This is a genomic window from Pseudarthrobacter sp. CCNWLW207, from assembly GCF_037203945.1.
GTDB lineage: Bacteria > Actinomycetota > Actinomycetes > Actinomycetales > Micrococcaceae > Arthrobacter.
Genome location: NZ_JBBCBS010000001.1, coordinates 89,733 through 107,321, shown reverse-complemented (window position 1 = coordinate 107,321; position 17,589 = coordinate 89,733). Strand labels below are relative to the sequence as shown.

Annotated in this window: 11 protein-coding genes; 10 read left to right on the top strand and 1 reads right to left on the bottom strand. The window is 63.0% G+C overall.

The features are described from left to right. The 3 genes from V9L17_RS00355 to sufU all read left to right on the top strand — a co-directional run bounded on the left by V9L17_RS00355 (nt 1) and on the right by sufU (nt 4,950). Nucleotides 1-2,688, top strand: coding sequence for a LuxR family transcriptional regulator (locus V9L17_RS00355; protein WP_337350031.1), 2,688 nt, complete (start codon nt 1-3; stop codon nt 2,686-2,688). A 462-nt stretch (nt 2,689-3,150) separates the two neighbouring features. Then, nucleotides 3,151-4,476, top strand: coding sequence for a SufS family cysteine desulfurase (locus V9L17_RS00350; RefSeq protein ID WP_337350030.1), 1,326 nt, complete (start codon nt 3,151-3,153; stop codon nt 4,474-4,476). A 24-nt stretch (nt 4,477-4,500) separates the two neighbouring features. Continuing rightward, a complete protein-coding gene (gene sufU / locus V9L17_RS00345) occupies nt 4,501-4,950 on the top strand; it encodes a Fe-S cluster assembly sulfur transfer protein SufU (RefSeq protein ID WP_337350029.1) in 450 nt (149 codons plus the stop codon). A gap of 158 nt (nt 4,951-5,108) precedes the next feature. Here sufU and nhaA read toward each other — a convergent pair whose 3' ends face one another. Then, on the bottom strand, nt 5,109-6,452 hold the full coding sequence (nhaA, locus tag V9L17_RS00340; RefSeq protein ID WP_337350028.1) for a Na+/H+ antiporter NhaA: 1,344 nt from the start codon (nt 6,450-6,452) through the stop codon (nt 5,109-5,111). 510 nt (nt 6,453-6,962) lie between these two features. Here nhaA and V9L17_RS00335 point away from each other — a divergent pair. The 7 genes from V9L17_RS00335 to V9L17_RS00305 are packed head-to-tail and all read left to right on the top strand — an operon-like array spanning nt 6,963 to nt 17,360. Next, entirely contained in the window at nt 6,963-7,424 is a 462-nt protein-coding gene (locus V9L17_RS00335) for an adenylyltransferase/cytidyltransferase family protein (RefSeq protein ID WP_337350027.1), read from the top strand. Beyond that, complete coding sequence (locus tag V9L17_RS00330; protein ID WP_337350026.1) at nt 7,421-8,611, top strand: DUF1972 domain-containing protein; 1,191 nt, start codon at nt 7,421-7,423, stop codon at nt 8,609-8,611. Before V9L17_RS00335 ends, V9L17_RS00330 begins: the two co-directional genes overlap by 4 nt. Continuing rightward, a complete protein-coding gene (locus V9L17_RS00325; protein WP_337350025.1) occupies nt 8,611-9,453 on the top strand; it encodes a CDP-alcohol phosphatidyltransferase family protein in 843 nt (280 codons plus the stop codon). Before V9L17_RS00330 ends, V9L17_RS00325 begins: the two co-directional genes overlap by 1 nt. Before the next feature lie 42 nt (nt 9,454-9,495). Then, nucleotides 9,496-10,239 (top strand): hypothetical protein, encoded by a 744-nt coding sequence (locus V9L17_RS00320; RefSeq protein ID WP_337350024.1) that lies wholly within the window; start codon nt 9,496-9,498, stop codon nt 10,237-10,239. Beyond that, on the top strand, nt 10,236-11,150 hold the full coding sequence (locus tag V9L17_RS00315) for a hypothetical protein (protein WP_337350023.1): 915 nt from the start codon (nt 10,236-10,238) through the stop codon (nt 11,148-11,150). Before V9L17_RS00320 ends, V9L17_RS00315 begins: the two co-directional genes overlap by 4 nt. 52 nt (nt 11,151-11,202) lie before the next feature. Continuing rightward, nucleotides 11,203-15,636: a PKD domain-containing protein gene (locus V9L17_RS00310; RefSeq protein ID WP_337350022.1), complete on the top strand. Its 4,434-nt coding sequence runs from the start codon at nt 11,203-11,205 to the stop codon at nt 15,634-15,636. 56 nt (nt 15,637-15,692) lie between these two features. Continuing rightward, nucleotides 15,693-17,360, top strand: coding sequence for a hypothetical protein (locus V9L17_RS00305; RefSeq protein ID WP_337350021.1), 1,668 nt, complete (start codon nt 15,693-15,695; stop codon nt 17,358-17,360). Nucleotides 17,361-17,589: the final 229 nt, after the last annotated feature.

Sequence of the window (17,589 nt, the reverse complement as noted above, 5' to 3'; positions counted from 1 at the left end):
TTGACGGGACGGCGGGAGCCGCTGGACCGGATCTGCAACATCATCCGCAGCCGCACCAGCCAGGCCGTCTTCCTGATGGCGGGGCCCGGCATCGGCAAGTCCGCGCTGGCCGAAGCCATCACCGAGCGGCTGTCCCCGGAGATGATCGTTCTGCGCATCCACGGCAGTTCATCCCTGTCAGGGGTCCCCTTTGGGGTGCTGACCCCGTACACGGCTGAGCTGACGGCGGAAGATTCAGTCTCCCCGGTGGCTGTCCTTAGGTCCGTGTGGAAATATTTCGAAAAACTCAAGGACGGGAAGGACACTCCGCTGCTGCTGGTGGTTGACGACGCCCATCAGCTCGACGAGGCCAGCGCTGGCATCGTGGCAGATATGATCTCCGCCGGCTGGGCGAGCGTGGTAGCCGCCGGCAGGCCGCGCCCTGGCCTGCCGCAGCCGCTCGACCAGCTCTGGTACGACGGTCTGGCGGACCGGGTGGACCTGCGGCCGCTCAACCGGGAGCAGATCGAAGAAGTCCTGGCGCACGCCCTGGACGGCAGCGTTCCCGCAGGAACGGTTGACTCCATCTGGAACGCCTCAGGCGGCAACCCCCGGATCCTCGATGCCCTGCTCCACGACGCGGCAGAGCAAGGGGTCCTCGCCAAGCGGAACGGAATTTGGATGCTGCTCGGGCCGCTGCCCTCCGAAGGACCCAGGCTTTCGTCCGTGGTTTCCAAGGATCTCCTCCGCCGCCGGCCTGAGGAACAGGAAGCACTGAAGCTGGTCGCCCTGGCCGAGCCCGTGGGCCGCAAGGTGATCGAGGACATCTGTGGAGCCGAGCTGGTCCGTTCATTACTGGACCAGCAGACTGTTGTGGAAAGCAACGGCAGCCCTGCCGTGCTGAGGATGTGGAACGGCCTCATTGGTGACGCGGTCAGGAAAAGCGTGTCCGTCTCACGCAGCCTGCAGCTCCTTGAAAAACTCCGCGCCCAGCAGGACGCGCCGCCTTCCAGTCCTGAAGGCAGGCTGCGGGCCGCCGCATGGGCGCTCGAATGCGGCCTCCGGGTTCCGGACACGGAACTGCTGGAGGCGGCGGGTACGGCTATCGCAGGATACGGGAACGGGAACGCCCGGATGTTGGCCACCAGGGTTCAGGATCCAGTCCTCGCACCACACGCCCGCGCCATTCAGGCAAGGGCCCTGTTCAACGAGGCGCATTATTCCGAGGCAGCCAGCGTGCTGGACCGGTGCTGGCTGGAACTGGCGGACAGTTCCGAGGCGGCCCACGTCCTGCTGCTGCGCATAGCTGCCCATCAGGCCCTTGGACAACCCGTCGCAGCCATCGTCGCCGAATCCCGGGAACTCCTGCGCCAGGCCGGGCTCCTGGAAGAGCCCTCGGCTCCCCATCCGGACGGGGCAGAATCCGGCACGTCCGTGGATTCCACTGCAGCCGCCGGCACGGGGCCCTGGCAGATTCAGATGCTGCGCCTTCTGGAACTGGGCGAAGCGGGGGACTACAACGCCCTGGGGACAGCCGTCCAGGACATCAGGAGCCGCAACCCCACAGAGCCCGTGGACGACGCCCTCCGGGCCATCGGACTGGCGCTTTATTCCCAGGCACTGTCAGTGGCTGGGCGCGGCGTCCAAGGCCTCGATGCCGCTTTGCTGGCCGCCTCTGAACTTCCTGCCCTTCGCGACGGTGTGTTCTTTTTCAACGAGTTTGTCCTGGGTCGCATGGTCATGGGCTACTTGGCCATGGGCGAATGGGAATCCGCCGAACGGGAGCTGGCCAACTACGCGTTGGAACAGGCCGCCGGAGCCCCATGCTTCAGCGGAGCCGTCCAGCTCCTCCGGGGTTACTCGCTGCTGCGGCAGGGCCGGATTGAACGTGCCTACCAGATGCTGCTTCCGGCCGTTGAGGCACTCAGGCTCAATGATCCCCTCCAGCTGTTCCGGTTCGGCTCATCGCTGGGCTTCTACGTGGCTGCAAGGCTCGGAGATGCCGCGCAGGCCAAGCGGTTGGAGCTGGACTATAAGGACTCAACCCCAAGCTCGCCCTCCAACGAGCTCCTTGCCAAAGCCTATGCCGACGCTGCTGCCGAGTACGCCGGCCGTGACGGCAAAGGGCTGGCCTCGATCCACACCTTGGCCACTACTCCGGAAGTCTCGGCCAGGGAGGGGATGCACCTGGAGTTCCTGGCCATCTGCTGGGACCTGGGCGACCACTCCGTCATCCCGCTCGTGCTGGCCCTCGCCGGTAAAGTGGAAGGCCGGTGGGCGGCGGCCATGCTGACGCTGGCCCGGAACTGGGAATCCGCGGACGCCGACGCCCTGATGGAAACCGCCACGAACCTTGAAGCCACTGGATTCGTCAACCTGGCCCGCGAGGCCTATGCCAGGGCAAGCACGCTCCTGGAACAGTCAGGTGAGCGGCGGCGGTCCAGGCAGGCAATCGCCCTTCGGGAGAAATGCGACCACGAACTGGGCGAGCGGTTCCGCGAAGGACACTTCATCGCGGCCGCGCCGGCGGTGCATCTGACCCGGCGCGAACAGGACATCGTGGAGTTGGCGCTGCAGGGCCTCACTGACCGGGAGATCGCCCAGCGGCTGATGGTGTCAGTACGCACGGTGGAAGGCCACCTCTACCGTACCTACGTCAAGCTCGGTGTCCGCAGCCGCGACGAACTTGCCTCGGCCCTGCCAAAGTAGGCGCCGCGACCAAGCCCTGCCCGGACCGCCTTTCCCTGGGACAGCGGTGCTTTCGGCGTGTGGGTGAGTACCTAGGTGGTTTTGTTTACAAATACGCGTAGCGGCAGTGCGTAACCCGTAGTAAGGCCGCTTGAAAGTCGAGTACCCCCTACTCGTGTACTGGGCTGCCTGGCGCGATTAACTAATACAAGCAGGAAGAAGCGGACCGAAAGAAGCCGCAGACTCCGCTGAAGTACTTACTCAGGCCTCCTCGCACTATAACTTCCGGCCCGCAACAGCCGGACTGAGACGGGGCCGGCGACGTCAGAGTCTTCTGAGACCGAGGCTCTCCCCCCAGCCGTCGCCGGCCCTCCACTCTCCGGCTGAAGCCCGGAACGACTGTGGCGGCCACCTTTAGGGGGCCGCCACAGTCGTGCTGTGGGACAATTGAGTGTCATCCATTGACATCTCAAGGAGTGAGTGTTGGCCGTAGTAACAACCCCAGCAACGCTGGAACGGGCTTTGCCGGCCATGGACAACGCCGAAGTGCTTCGGATCCGGAACGACTTCCCGGTGCTTGGGCAGTTGGTGAATGGCCGTCCGCTGGTCTACCTCGATTCCGGTGCTACTTCGCAGAACCCCCTCAGTGTGATTGAGGCAGAGCAGGAATTCTACGAGCAACGGAATGCGGCAGTGCACCGCGGTGCCCACTTCCTTGCCGTTGAAGCTACAGAGGTCTTCGAAGACGCCCGCCAGACTGTGGCCGACTTTATCGGGGCCGACTACTCAGAAACAGTGTGGACGTCCAACGCCACCGAGGGACTCAACCTGGTCAGCTACGCACTGTCCAACGCTGCACTGTGGGCTGCCCAGGGACGCGGGGACGCCCGGCTCAAGGACTTAGGCATAGGGCCGGGTGACCAGATTGTGGTCACCGAAATGGAACACCACGCCAACCTCATCCCTTGGCAGGAGCTTGCCTTCCGGACCGGGGCTACGCTCCGCTATATCCCGATCAACGACGCCGGCAGCCTGCAGATGGACGAGGCTGCCGACATCCTGGGCAGCAGGACCAAAGTCCTTGCCTTCACCCATGCGTCCAATGTGCTTGGAACCATCAACCCCGTCCAGGAACTGGTGGAGCTGGGCCGCAAGGCCGGAGCGCTGGTTGTCCTGGACGCGTGCCAGTCCGCTCCACATCTGCCGCTGGACGTCAAAGCCCTGGACGTTGACTTCGCTGTCTTCTCCGGGCACAAGATGCTTGCACCCACCGGAATCGGTGTGCTGTATGGCAAGCAGGAGATCCTGGACATCCTGCCTCCGTTCCTCACCGGGGGCTCCATGATCACCACGGTGACCATGGACCGGGCGGAGTACTTGCCGGCCCCGCAACGGTTTGAAGCCGGCACTCAGCGCATTTCCCAGGCTGTTGCGTTGGCAGCAGCGGCAAATTACCTCACCGAGACGGGCTTGGAGCGCGTCCACCGCTGGGAATCTGAGCTTGGCCAGCGCATGGTGGCTGGCCTGGAAAACATTCCGGGGATACGCGTCCTTGGCCCTGCTGCGGGTCAGGAGAGGATCGGCCTCGCGGCCTTCGCCGTTGAAGGAGTGCACGCCCACGACGTCGGACAGTTCCTCGATTCGCAGGGCATCGCCGTCCGGGTGGGGCACCACTGTGCCCAGCCGCTGCACCGCCGCCTGGGACTGACCGCAACGACACGGGCCAGCGCCTATCTGTACAACACCACCGACGACGTCGACGCATTCCTGGAATCCGTGGCTGAGGTCCGGTCCTACTTCCGCGTCTAGAACGATCCCCGAAGGTAAACGATCATGAGCCTTGACCAGTTGTACCAGCAGATCATCCTGGACCATTCCAAAGTCCGCCACGGCAGCGGCCTGGCCGGTGCGGCTGCGCCCGAGGGCTCCTCCACTGGGCAGTCACACCAGCTCAACCCCGTCTGCGGCGACGAAGTCACACTTCGGGTTGCAGTGGCAGACGGCAAGGTTGCACAGGTGTCCTGGGACGGCGAGGGCTGCTCCATCTCCATGGCCTCAGCCTCAGTCCTGAGCGAGCTGGCCGAAGGGCTGTCAGTGGCCGAACTCCACACGATCATCGATAACTTCCGCGAAGTCTTGCGGTCCCGCGGAAAGATCCACGCCGATCCTGAGATCCTTGGCGACGCCGCCGCGTTTGAGGGTGTGGCCCGTTACGCAGCCAGGGTCAAGTGCGCCATGATTTCCTGGGTAGCGGCCGAGGACGCCCTGAACCAGGCATCCTGAGCCTGATGCCACCTTCCTGAGTCCCCCGCGGCCGCGTCGGAGTGCTGGTAGCCATGGTGCTGTTCCCGGGCAGCGTCGCACACTTCGTCACGGTCTACGCTTTGGACCCCGACCACGCCATCATCGATGACGCCTCCACATGTGTGGGCCGGATAAGGTCACGGGCGGCGGTCTTCTTCGTAAACGTCCGGGACTCCGTCCCGGTCAGTGTCGACGGCCTCCTCCGCCTCTACGGCACGGTACTGACGGTTCCGGGTGCCCAGGACTGCCGCTGCTAAGAGGGCGGCCAGCAGCGATGCGGCGAGGATCCCCACCTTGGCGTGGTCATCGTGGGCGCTGCCCTGTCCGAAGCTCAGCTCGGCCACGAGCAGCGAAACTGTGAAGCCGATGCCGGCCAAAAGGGACATCCCAAATACATCAATCCACTTCAAGGACCTGTCCAAGGACGCTCTGGTGGCCTTTGTGAGGAGCCATGTGGTGCCCAGGATCCCAATCGGTTTGCCCAACACCAACGCCACGATGATGCCGATGGCTACAGGGTCAGTCAGAGCCGAGATCAGACCATCCCGGCCACCTACGGCGACACCGGCGGAGAAGAAGGCAAAGACCGGGACCGCGATGCCGGCTGAAATCGGCCGGAACCGGTGTTCGAAGATCTCAGAGAGGCCAGGTCCTGCAGCGGGGCCGCCGCTGGCCTGCGACCGGATGACAGGGATGGCGAACCCCAGCAGTACACCGGCGACGGTGGCGTGGATACCGGAGGCGTGCACCAATGCCCAGGTGATCACTCCCAAGGGAAGGAGGATCACCCACGCCGCAGCGGGTCTGGTCCCGAAGAACCGGCGGTACTTCTGGGCCAGGAAGGTGTACACCGCCAGCGGAATGAGGGCAAGCAGCAGCGGCCCGGCCTGGATGTTGCTGGAATAGAACACCGCGATGATGCTGATGGCCAGGAGGTCATCGACCACGGCCAAAGTCAGGAGGAAGATCCGTAGCGCACTGGGCAGGTGCGACCCGATGATCGCCAACACGGCCACGGCGAAGGCGATGTCCGTCGCCGTGGGGATAGCCCAGCCCCGCAGGGTCCCAGGACTGGTCAGGTTGATCAGCGCATAGATGATTGCAGGGACTGCGACGCCTCCAACGGCCGCTGCGATGGGCACCACGGATTTACTGAATTGGCGAAGGTCTCCGGCCACGAACTCACGTTTGAGTTCCAGCCCGACGAGGAAGAAGAAGATCGCCAACAATCCGTCGGCGGCCCACGCCCCCAGGCTGAGTTCCAGGTGCCACGGCTCGAAGCCGATGCGGAAGTCGCGCAAAGCGAAGTAGCTGTCGGAAGCCGGGGAGTTTGCCCAGATCAGGGCAATGACCGCTGCGGCGACCAACAAGATGCCGCCAACGGTTTCCTTCCGCAGGATCTCGCCGATGCGCAGCACTTCGGCGTAGCTTCCTCGTCCCAAAACGGAGGAGCGCTGAGGAGCAGACGGGTTTTTATTCACGAAGGTGTCCTAAACAAGGGGTCGACAAAAATATTGCCGACCAGACTTCCCGGCGCACCTCTGACCAGTCTAGTCGACCCTTCCCTCGCGGCGGGTCAGGGCATGGCCTCATTCAAGTAGCTGCCCCGGATCCACCTGAGTACAAACAGGTAGCCGCCAGTAGTCAAGACAGGTAGCAATTACGGGTGCACCCCATGTGCCAAGGGGCTTGACTTGTACTAATTCCAGGAACCCACCCAGAAGAGGTCTCAGGATGAGCCAGGTCAGGGTATTCGCCGTCCCTAAAAGCGAACACTACCGAAATGCGGGCATTGTTTCGAGCAACAGAACGCCGCGCCTTTTGGCTCACCAACCTGGCTCGTGCGAACTCACACCACTTATTACTCCTGCATCAGGGAGCGCCGGCTCCGCCTACCCTCCGGTCAGAGCCGAAGTCTTGGAACCTCCTGAGACTAAGCCCTCCCACACACCGCTGGCTTAGCCGGCCAAGAAACTGGAAGGAGGCATGGCGTGGGCCTAAGAATCGGCTATGCAGCCGGCGCGTTTGACCTGTTTCACATAGGTCACCTCAATATCCTCAAGCACGCCAAGGCGCAATGCGACTATCTGATCGCCGGCGTCGTCTCCGACGAGATTCTCGAAAGGGCCAAGGGCCACCTCCCGGTGGTGCCGCTTGCCGAGCGGTTGGAGATCGTCAAAAACATCACGTATGTCGACAAGGTGTATGCGGAGCTGATTCCGGACAAGCTCCAGGTGTGGGAAGAACTGAGGTTCACTGTGTTCTTCAAGGGTGATGACTGGCGTGGTACGCCCGAAGGTAAGCGGCTGGAGCGGGCGTTCGGCGAGGTTGGCGTCGAAGTTGTCTACTTCCCCTATACCGTGCACACGTCAAGCTCGGTCCTGCGCACTGCCCTTGAACTTATCAATCACCCGGTCGGCCCGGAAGACCGGATCCACGAGGTACAGCGATGAATGGACTGAGAATCGCGATGGTGGGGACGCGTGGTGTCCCCGCCCATTACGGCGGATTCGAGACAGCCATCGAAGAGATTGGACAGAGACTGTGCGCCCGGGGACACAAGGTGACGGTTTACTGCCGTGACCTTGATGGCAGCGCGGCGCGTGAATCGACGTACCTCGGCATGGACCTGGTCTACTTGCCGGCGATGCATAAGCGAGCACTGGAGACGTTGAGCCATACCGGCCTTTCAGTAATGCACTTGCTGCGTCACCGGCCCGACGCGGCCATTGTCTTCAACGCGGCCAACGCCCCGTACCTTCCCCTCCTCAGGGCTGCCGGCATACCGGTGGCAACGCATGTGGACGGCCTTGAATGGAAACGGGCCAAATGGGGCCGGGGAGGGCAGCGGTACTACCGAAGCGTGGAGGCTTTGGCTGTCCGTTGGTCCGATGCGCTGATCGCGGATGCTGTGGGCATCCAGAACTACTACCGGGACAAGTTCGCCGCCGAGCCCGTCTTTTTGGCGTATGGTGCGCCAATATTGGACAACGCCCCATCGCACAGGCTGGCAGAACTCGGGGTTGAGCCCCGCAGCTATCATCTGGTCGTAGCGCGCTTCGAGCCTGAGAACCACGTCGACCTGATCGTGGAAGGCTACGTCCGCAGCCAGGCGAAGGCACCGTTAATAGTGGTGGGCTCGGCACCGTATTCGGATGAATACACACGCCTGGTTCACCATCTCGGCGACGAACGCGTGCGGTTTGTCGGTGGTGTCTGGGACCAGGAATTACTGGACCAGCTCTACGCGCACTGCCTCGTCTACTGGCACGGCCATTCGGTAGGTGGCACCAACCCCTCTCTTCTCCGTGCGATCGGCTCCGCGGCGGCGACAAATGCGTTCGACGTCGACTTCAACCGCGAGGTGCTTTCGGACTCCGGCCGGTATTTCGTTGGTCCCGACGACGTCACGGCGCTTGCAGAGGAGGCTGAGGTGCAGCTGCCCGCATTGCGGGAGAGGGGCGCGCTGGGGCAGCAGCTCGCCCGGAGGTTCGACTGGGACATGGTCGCGGCGGGATATGAACAGCTGTGCGGGGACCTCGTCCTGGCACACCAGCCTGCTCGTGCCCTGGCACGGCCGGACCGCCAGCGGAGTCCCAAGCACGCCCTCAAGCGGCGTAACACCGTAGGAGCACGCTGATGTCCGGGCAACATGCGAAGGTGGCCGCCGCCGCAGAGCTCATGCCCTACGCAGGCTACCGCGACGCCGTCTCCCGGCTTTCAGGCGCGCAAAAGACGGCGGCGCGGGGTGCGCCGGCCTACTCGAGGTTCGTGAACCGGCGGCTGGGACGGTATTTGGCGGCAGCCGCATTTGGATTGGGACTGACGCCCAATGCTGTGACGGCGATCAGCGCAGTCTTCACCTTCTCCGGCATCGGTCTGCTCGTGGCCTTCCCGCCGTCGTGGGGGCTGGGCATCGCGGTCTCGCTGTGCCTGGTTGTGGGGTACGCCCTGGATTCGGCGGACGGACAGCTCGCACGACTTACAGGCAAGGGCTCGCCTGCCGGTGAGTGGCTGGACCACATGGTGGACTCCGTCAAGACGTCGGTTCTGCCTCTGGCGTTGCTCGTTGCCCTCTACCGTTTCGAAGCAGTGGACCAAAATTGGCTGCTTGTTCCGCTGGGGTCCGCCGTCGTGGCAGCAGTGTTGTTCTTCAGCATGATTCTCACCGAGCAACTGCGCAGGCAACGCGGAGTGGTTTCGCTAGCCAACGATGCGTCAGGACCCTCGTGGCTTCGTTCTGTCCTTGTGGTCCCCATGGACTACGGCGTCCTGTGCCTGAGCTTCTTCGTTTACGGCGCCACCCCACTGTTCATGGCCATTTACACCGCAATTTTCGCCGCAACCGCAGCCTTCCTTGCGATGGCCTCGGTGAAGTGGTTCCGGGAGTTGCAAATCCTCTATGGCACGCCGTCCACTACGCCTCCTGAACGGAACCAGGCCGGAAGCGGCGTAGCGACACTATCTGATCTTGGGGCATAGGACATGAACGAGCCGGGGAACAGCGCAGGAGACCATGGACGAATGAGTCCACGGTGGGTTGGCTTCGCCTTGGTGCTGGCCCTGTTGGCAGCGGCCGGAGCAATCTGGACCTTCACTCAATGGGGGGCATCCGAAATGTCCGCACAAAGCCCAGGTTCGGTGCAGAGCCCGGATTCAGTTGGGCCCTCCGCGAGTCCGACCGAATCGGCAACGCAGACGGCCGGACCTTCCGCCAGTCCTACGACGACCCCTGACCCCGGCAGTTCCTCACCCCAGCCGGAGACCACTGGCCCGGCCACGGCGACGGCTGTTCCGCAGCCCGGCGATCCGGCTCCTGTGGACCGTTCGAACAAGAGCGACGAAGAACTGGCAACCATCGACCAACCCGTGGCACCACCCGTACCGCTGGTCGCCACGAAGGTTGTCAAGTCAGGCGTGTCCGCGACGATTAGCGAACTTGTTGCCGTGGAAGGGGAAGCCATCGGCATCGGCGAGATCGCCGGCCCCGCTATCCGGTTCAAGGTGACCGTGCAGAACGATACTGGCGCCGAGATTTCCTTGGACCCGGCTGTCATCAACGTCAGTTACGGACAAGACGACTCTCCAGCAAGCACGCTGAGCGGCCCCGGTACCGTGCCGTTCCCCGCCAGCGTCGCCCCAGGCACGAGCGCTTCGGGGGTCTTTGTCTTCGGAGTTCCGAAGGATGCCCGGAACCTTGTGAAGATCTACCTTAATCTTGACGCCGCCACCCCGATAGCCGCTTTTGAAGGGCAGGCACCGGCATGAGCGCTCATCCCGTGGCACGGTACGCCGTCAGACGTGCCCGCAAAATGTTCAAGCGGATCCGTGCCTATGGCGGCCTGCTGATTCTTCGGTGCCGAAACCTGCTGGTGCGTGAACCGGTCACGGGCACGGCCGACGTCGTCGTGTCCATGACAAGCTACGGCGCCCGGCTGCGGACGGTGGACATCGCCCTTGAATCGATTGCGAGGGGGACAGTCAAGCCGAAGCGGATGATCCTCTGGTTGGACGATCCGGCGGCATTCGAGCGGCGGACCCCCGCTTTGCTGCGTCTTCAGCGGCGTGGCCTGGAAACCAAGCTGACCAAAAACTTTGGTCCGCACACAAAATACTTTCCGTACGTTGAGTCTTCGGCTGAGTTCGATTGCCCCCTCGCCACAGCCGACGACGACATCATCTATCCGTCACGGTGGCTCCAAACCCTTGTCGAGGCCAACCACGAGCATCCGGATATGGTCCATGGACACTGGGTGCGGATGATCAGCCTCAACGACGGAAGCATCTCCCGTTACAAGGATTGGACGCAACGCCGGGACACTTCCCCCGGCCTCAACAATTTTGCGCTGGGCGTTTCGGGAGTCATCTACCCGCCAGGCATGCTGCGGGAACTCCGGACGCGTGGGGACCAGTTCATGGACTTCTGCCCGGGAGCCGACGACATCTGGCTCCATTGGGTAGCACTTGGGGCAGGCATCCAGACAAGGCAGGTGCGCGAGGTGGCCCGTCACTTCCCAATGATCCCCGGCAGCCAGGCCCACGCCTTGAGCGACGTGAACGTGGGATTACACCGCAACGACGATTGGATCCGGGCTCTGTACTCAACCTCGGACGTAATGGCCCTTATGACTGCCGGCGACGCCGGAACCCTCAAGGATGGAGAGAGCAATGCGAGTTAACGGACAATCGGGGGGCGGGAATCGCATCGTGCCCGAAGCGACGGCGCTACGGATGGTCCGCACAAAGCTGCGCCTCCTAAGATCCTTCCTTGCAGTCTCCCTCAGCGCGGCCCTGGCGATTTCTCTCGGTGTGGTGGGCGGAGCCTTGCCTGCGGCCGCAGACACTGCACCCGCTGCAGGGGTACCTGTCACGGTATCCGCTGACGGACTGCCGACTGCCCAGATCAACGGAGTCGCCTGGACTCAGGTGATCATCGGCAACACGGTCTATGTGGGCGGAAACTTCACGGAGGCCCGGCCAGCCGGAGCGGCACCCGGTACCGGAGGAGTGGTTCGAAACAACATCCTTGCCTACAACCTCACCACGGGTGCGCTGCTGCCGTTCGCTCCCAGCTTCAACGGTGAAGTGACCGCCTTGGCAGCGTCTCCGGATGGAACACGGCTGTACGTCGGCGGAGCCTTCACGTCCATCAACGGCTCCACGGTCTGGCGTGTAGTTGCGTTGAACCCCACCAGTGGAAACCTCATCACAAGTTTCCTGCCGCGGATGTCTGCATCCGTGCGGGCCATCGTGGCGACTCCAACCACCGTCTACCTTGGCGGACTTTTCAACGCGGTTGGCTCGGTCAGCCGCGATCGGCTGGCTGCCGTCTCGGCGTCGAACGGTGCGCTCCTTCCTTGGAATCCGCTCGCCGTCGGCGGCCGGGTAAACGCCCTTGCCTTGTCACCTGACGGAGCGAGCATGGTGGTCGGCGGTGCATTCACCTCGTTGAACGGCTCCACCAATCCGGGTTTCGGTCTGGGCAAGGTGGACACCAACCTTGGCGCAAACCTCCCGTTCCAGATCAACAACGTGGTCCGCAACGGCGGAACAAACGGCTCCATCACAACGTTGGCCTCCGACGGAACCAACGTGTATGGCGGCGGCTACACTTTCGGCCGCACGAGCACCCTCGAAGGCGTGTTCTCCGTCAACTGGTCGGACGACTCCACCAAGTGGATCGAAGACTGCCACGGCGACACTTATTCAGTCTTTCCAATGGATGACGTGGTCTACTTGGCAGGTCACGCCCACTACTGCGGGAACGTCGGAGGATTCCCGCAGGCGGAACCTTGGGAGTTCCAGCGGGGCCTGGCGTTCAGCAAGGCAGCTACCGGGGTCCTGACGCAGGAAACGCATGGGTACACAAACTACGCGGGCACACCTGCGCCCTCGTTGCAGAACTGGTTCCCGTACATGAATTCCGGAACGATCACCGGGCAGGACCAAGGCCCGTGGACGGTCACTGGCAACTCAGACTATGTGGTCATGGCCGGTGAGTTCACCATCGTCAACAACCAACAGCAGCAGGGCCTTGTCCGCTTCGCGAAGAGCAACATCGCTCCCGACCTGAGGGGCCCCCGGGTCGACGGCCTGAACTTCAACCCGACGCTCTCCACGCCGGCTGCCGGCCAGGTCCGCGTCCGCTGGCAGGCAAACTGGGATCAGGATAACGAGAACCTGACCTACGAGGTCCGGCGCAACGGCGCAGTCATCGCCACGATCGACCAGGCTTCCACATTCTGGAACCGCCCCGGCATGACGTTCCTGGACACGGGGCTGGTCCCCGGACAGAGTTACGGATACAGGATCTTCGCCATTGATCCGTTCGGAAACGATGCCCGCAGCGAGACCATCAACATCACAGTGGCCGGCTCAGTTACGCCGCCAGGTTCCTACGCCCAAAGCGTCCTGGCGGACGAGCCGAACAACTACTGGCGGCTCGGCGATCCAAGCGGCACCGCAGGCGTCGATCTCGCAGGCAAGGATGACTTGCTCTTCCGCCCGGGCGTGACCCTGGGTGCGCCGGGCGCGATCGGCGGGGAAACCGATACGGCTGCAACTTTCAACGGCACATTGGATGGGATTGCCGTCGACCGAACACTGGACTTCAGGCCGCAGGTCTTCAGCCAGGAGGCCTGGTTCAAGACCGGATCCATCACTGGCGGCCAGATCTTCGGATATGGCAACACCCAGACCACGGTGTCCACCGATTTCGATCGGGTGCTTTACATGTCCAACCTCGGCAGGCTGTTCTTTGGAGTCCGGCCAAATGGAGTCACACGCCAAACAGTGAGCTCCGTAGCCAGCTACAACGACAACCAATGGCACCACGTAGTGGCCACCCTGGGCAGCAACGGCATGCAGTTGTTTGTCGACGGCGTGCTGGTGGGAAGCCGAACCGACGTCACGTCAGCGTGGCAGTTCGACGGCTTCTGGAGGATCGGCGGGGACAACCTCGGAAGCTGGACCAACCGGCCAACCAACCGGTACTTCAACGGCCAATTGGACGACGTCGCCATCTACCCCTCCGTCCTCCCGCTGTCCCGGATCCAGGCGCATTACGTTGCTTCAGGCCGGAACGTCAACGCTCCGCCGGCCCCGCCAGTGGCAGCATTCACCTCGACTACAGAAGGCTTGACAGCCTCTGTTGACGGCACAACATCCTCCGACGCGAACGGGCCGATCACAGACTACGCCTGGAACTTCGGCGACGGCGGCACAGGCTCCGGCGTCACTGCCCAGCACGTTTACGCTGCAGGAGGGACGTACGACGTTACACTCACCGTGACTGACAACACGGGCCTCACTAATTCGGTGACCCATCCCGTGACGGTGACGGCTCCGCCGCCCAACCAGGTGCCGGTGGCTGACTTCAGCTTCACTGCCAGCAATCTCGCGGCGGCCTTCGACGGCTCAGCCTCGGCAGACGCCGACGGCACCATCGCCGGCTACGCCTGGGACTTCGGCGACGCCACCAGTGCAACGGGCGCGACGGCGAACCACACCTACGCGGCCGAAGGCACCTATGCGGTGAAGCTGACAGTGACGGACGACGACGGTGCCACCGGAACAGTGACCAAGAACGTCACGGTGACGGCACCCCCGGCTAACACAGTCCTGGCCGCCGACGCCTTCGGCCGGACCTCCACGGGTGGTTGGGGCACCGCCGATACTGGCGGGGCCTGGACCATAACCAGTGGAACGTCCAGCTTCGCCGTCAACAATGGCAGCGGAGCAGTCTCGCTGGGTGCGGGCCAGAGCCGAATGGCACTTCTGAAGTCCGTTTCCACCGCGGCCAACGATTCGCGGGTGACCGTGAGCGCCGACAAGCCATCCACCGGCGGAGGCTGGTTTGCCTCCTTGCTTGGACGCAGGCTTGCCGACGACGCCGCCAACACCGACTACCGCGCCAAGATCAAAGTGGCGAGCAACGGTGTGGTGACGCTCTACCTGACCCGCGTGGTCAGCGGAACGGAGACGACACTGGCCCAGGTCAACGTCGCCGGACTCACAGTCGCGGCCAACGATCCGGTCGTCCTGAGGCTACGGCTTGAGGGCACGTCCCCGACGTCCCTTACAGCCAAAGTCTGGCGGGCATCTGCAGCGGAGCCTGCCGCCTGGCAGCTGACGGCAAGTGACAACACGGCAGGCCTACAGGTCGCTGGTGGGACCGGCCTCGTGTCCTACCTGTCCGCCAGTGCAACCAACGCACCCGTCACGCTGCGCTACGACAACCTTAACGTCACCGCGGGCGGCGCCCCGGTGGCAAACGCGGCGCCTATTGCCGCCTTCACGTCCACCACCAGCGGACTGACGGCCAACCTGAACGCCGGAACATCCTCGGATAGCGACGGCACGATCACCAACTACGCCTGGGACTTCGGTGACGGCACCACGGGAAGCGGCGCGACGCCGTCGCACGCCTATGCCGCCGCCAACACCTACCAGGTGACGCTCACGGTGACAGATGACGACGGCGCCACGAACGCCGTGACGCAACCGGTCACTGTGGCTGCTCCGCCGCCGCCAGGCGTCCTGGCAGCAGACGCTTTCGGCAGGACCGTGGCTTCTGGCTGGGGCAGCGCCGACAACGGCGGCGCCTGGACCGTAGGAGGTGGCTCCTACAATGTTGGAAACGGCGTTGGAACCATGCTCTTGGGAGCTCCAAATGCAGGACCTTGGGCAGGCCTGCAGGCCGTCAGTGCAACCGACACCGATGTACGCGTCAAAGTCTCCCAGGACAAGATAGCCACCGGGGGAGGATCGTTTGTCGGCGTGATAGGCCGCAAGGTCGGTACCGGGAACGAGTACCGGGCAAAGCTGCGGATCTTTGCCAACGGGACGACTTCGCTGTATCTGACGAGGCTTTCGGCCGGAGCGGAAACAACCTTGCAGTCGATCTCGATCCCGGGACTCACGCTCGTAGCCAACGATCAGGTACAGATACGGCTCCAGGTCACCGGGACGAATCCAACCACGCTCCGGGCGAAAGTCTGGCGGGACGGAGCCACGGAGCCAGCGGATTGGCAGCTGACGGCGACGGACACAACGGCGGCCCTGCAGGCGGCGGGTTACGTTGGCCTGATGTCCTACTTGTGGGGCACCGCAACCAATGCTCCCGTAGCCGTCCGCTTCGACGACTTTGCCGTGACCACACCGTGAGCCGGCGGAGCCTATGACTGGTTCACAGCCGTCCGCCTAGTGCGGGAAGGAACAGTATGAACCACGTACTAAAAGCACACGTTTCACGAAAGGGCGGCGGCAAGCCGGTCGCCGCCCTCGCAGCTGGTTTTATGCTGCTTGCCGCCTCCATCATCGCTGTGCCCCAAGGTTTTGCCGATACGGCACCGACGAATCCAAACGATCCTAAGACACCGGTAACTGTGTCGGCGGATGCCCTGCCAACAGTCCAGATAGACGGAGTTGTCTGGTCGCAGACGATCATCGGGAACACCGTCTATGCTGTGGGCAAATTCAGCTCTGCCCGTCCGGCCGGTGCAGCACCGGGATCACAGACTGTGCCACGACAGAACATCCTGGCCTACAGCTTGACCACGGGCGCGCTGATTTCGTCCTTTGCCCCGACCCTCAATGCCCAGGGCCTCACGATCACCACTTCGCCGGACAAATCCCGGCTCTATGTCGGTGGCGATTTCACGTCGGTCAGTGGCCAGACCAGAAACCGGGTGGTAGCGCTCAACCCAACCACGGGCGCAGTGCTGAGCGGCTTCGCGCCCAAGGTGAACGGCTCGGTCCGTGCGGTGGTCGCTTCTGCAGACACAGTGTGGGTGGGCGGCCTCTTCACCACAGTCGGCACTGTGGCGCGCAACAGGCTGGCGGCCTTCCGGTCCTCCGATGGATTCATGTTGGCGTGGAACCCTAATGCCAGCGGTGGCCGGGTCAATGCCCTGGTAGTTTCGCCCGATTACAAGCGCGTGGTCGCCGGAGGGGCCTTCACCACGCTGAACGGTTCCTCGAAGCCCGGGTATGGTCTTGGCGCAACGGATGCGGTATCCGGCGGCATCATTGCGACGCCAGTCAACGATGTGGTTCGCAATGCAGGCAGCGGTGCGGCAATTACGTCTCTGTCTACGGATGGCACCAACTGGTACGGCACGGCTTACGACTTCGCCGGCACAGGCCTTTTGGAGGGTGCTTTCTCGGCCAACTGGTCGAATTTGGGACTTAAGTGGCTTGAGGATTGTCATGGAGACTCGTACAGCCTGTTCGCGAACAACACGGCTGCCTACGTCGCAGGGCATCCCCACTATTGCGGAAACCTTGGTGGCTTCCCGGAGACGAGTCCAAGGACATGGCATCGGGCGATTGCGTTCAGCAAGGCAGCTACCAGGACCTTAACGGCGGACACCCAGGGGTACAAGAGCTTTACAGGCCAGCCAGCGCCAGAGTTGCTGACCTGGTTCCCGGACATGGATACGGGCACGGCCACGGGCCAGAACCAAGGTCCTTGGCATGTCACGGGCAACAGCCAGTACATCCTGATGGGAGGGGAATTCAAGACGGTGAACTTCAAAGGCCAGCAAGGTCTTGTGCGTTTTGCCGTTTCTTCGCTTGCGCCCAATAAGGAAGGTCCGAGGTCGTCGGCCGCCGCCACGAACCCGGCCCTGAGCTCGCCCGCCAAGGGCCAGATCAAGGTCCGCTGGCAGTCCAACTGGGACCGGGACAACAGCAACCTCACATACCAGGTTTATCGGGACGGCGTTGTGGTCAACACCCAGGCGAAAGCGACGACATTTTGGAACAGGCCTACTTTGGAGTACTTGGACACGGTGGCCTCCGGGTCTGCGCACAGTTACAGGATTGTGGTCAAGGATCCCTTCGGGAATTCAAAGCCCTCCACAACCGTCAGCTTCACGGCGAAGTGAAGCATGGGAGCTATGTTGTGGGAGTTACCGGCGCGAAGGCCAGCAATGACAATCCTCGCGGAGAAACTCGAAATAAGTCCAACGAAAGCGCTAACCTATATATGACGGAAATCACAGGCGGAAGAGTTCCCACCGCCCGAGTTTCCCGTCGTGTCGCAGCGGGGACGATCTCCAGTTGCCAATAAAAGTGGGCGGCTCAGCGCCCAGGAAACGCACCCGCAATGGTGCG

Coding starts and splice junctions, on each gene's coding strand:
- sufU (WP_337350029.1), top strand. CDS start 4,501: ATGAGCCTTGACCAGTTGTACCAGCAGATCATCCTGGACCATTCCAAA.
- V9L17_RS00330 (WP_337350026.1), top strand. CDS start 7,421: ATGAATGGACTGAGAATCGCGATGGTGGGGACGCGTGGTGTCCCCGCC.
- V9L17_RS00325 (WP_337350025.1), top strand. CDS start 8,611: ATGTCCGGGCAACATGCGAAGGTGGCCGCCGCCGCAGAGCTCATGCCC.
- V9L17_RS00320 (WP_337350024.1), top strand. CDS start 9,496: ATGAGTCCACGGTGGGTTGGCTTCGCCTTGGTGCTGGCCCTGTTGGCA.
- V9L17_RS00315 (WP_337350023.1), top strand. CDS start 10,236: ATGAGCGCTCATCCCGTGGCACGGTACGCCGTCAGACGTGCCCGCAAA.
- V9L17_RS00310 (WP_337350022.1), top strand. CDS start 11,203: ATGGTCCGCACAAAGCTGCGCCTCCTAAGATCCTTCCTTGCAGTCTCC.
- V9L17_RS00305 (WP_337350021.1), top strand. CDS start 15,693: ATGAACCACGTACTAAAAGCACACGTTTCACGAAAGGGCGGCGGCAAG.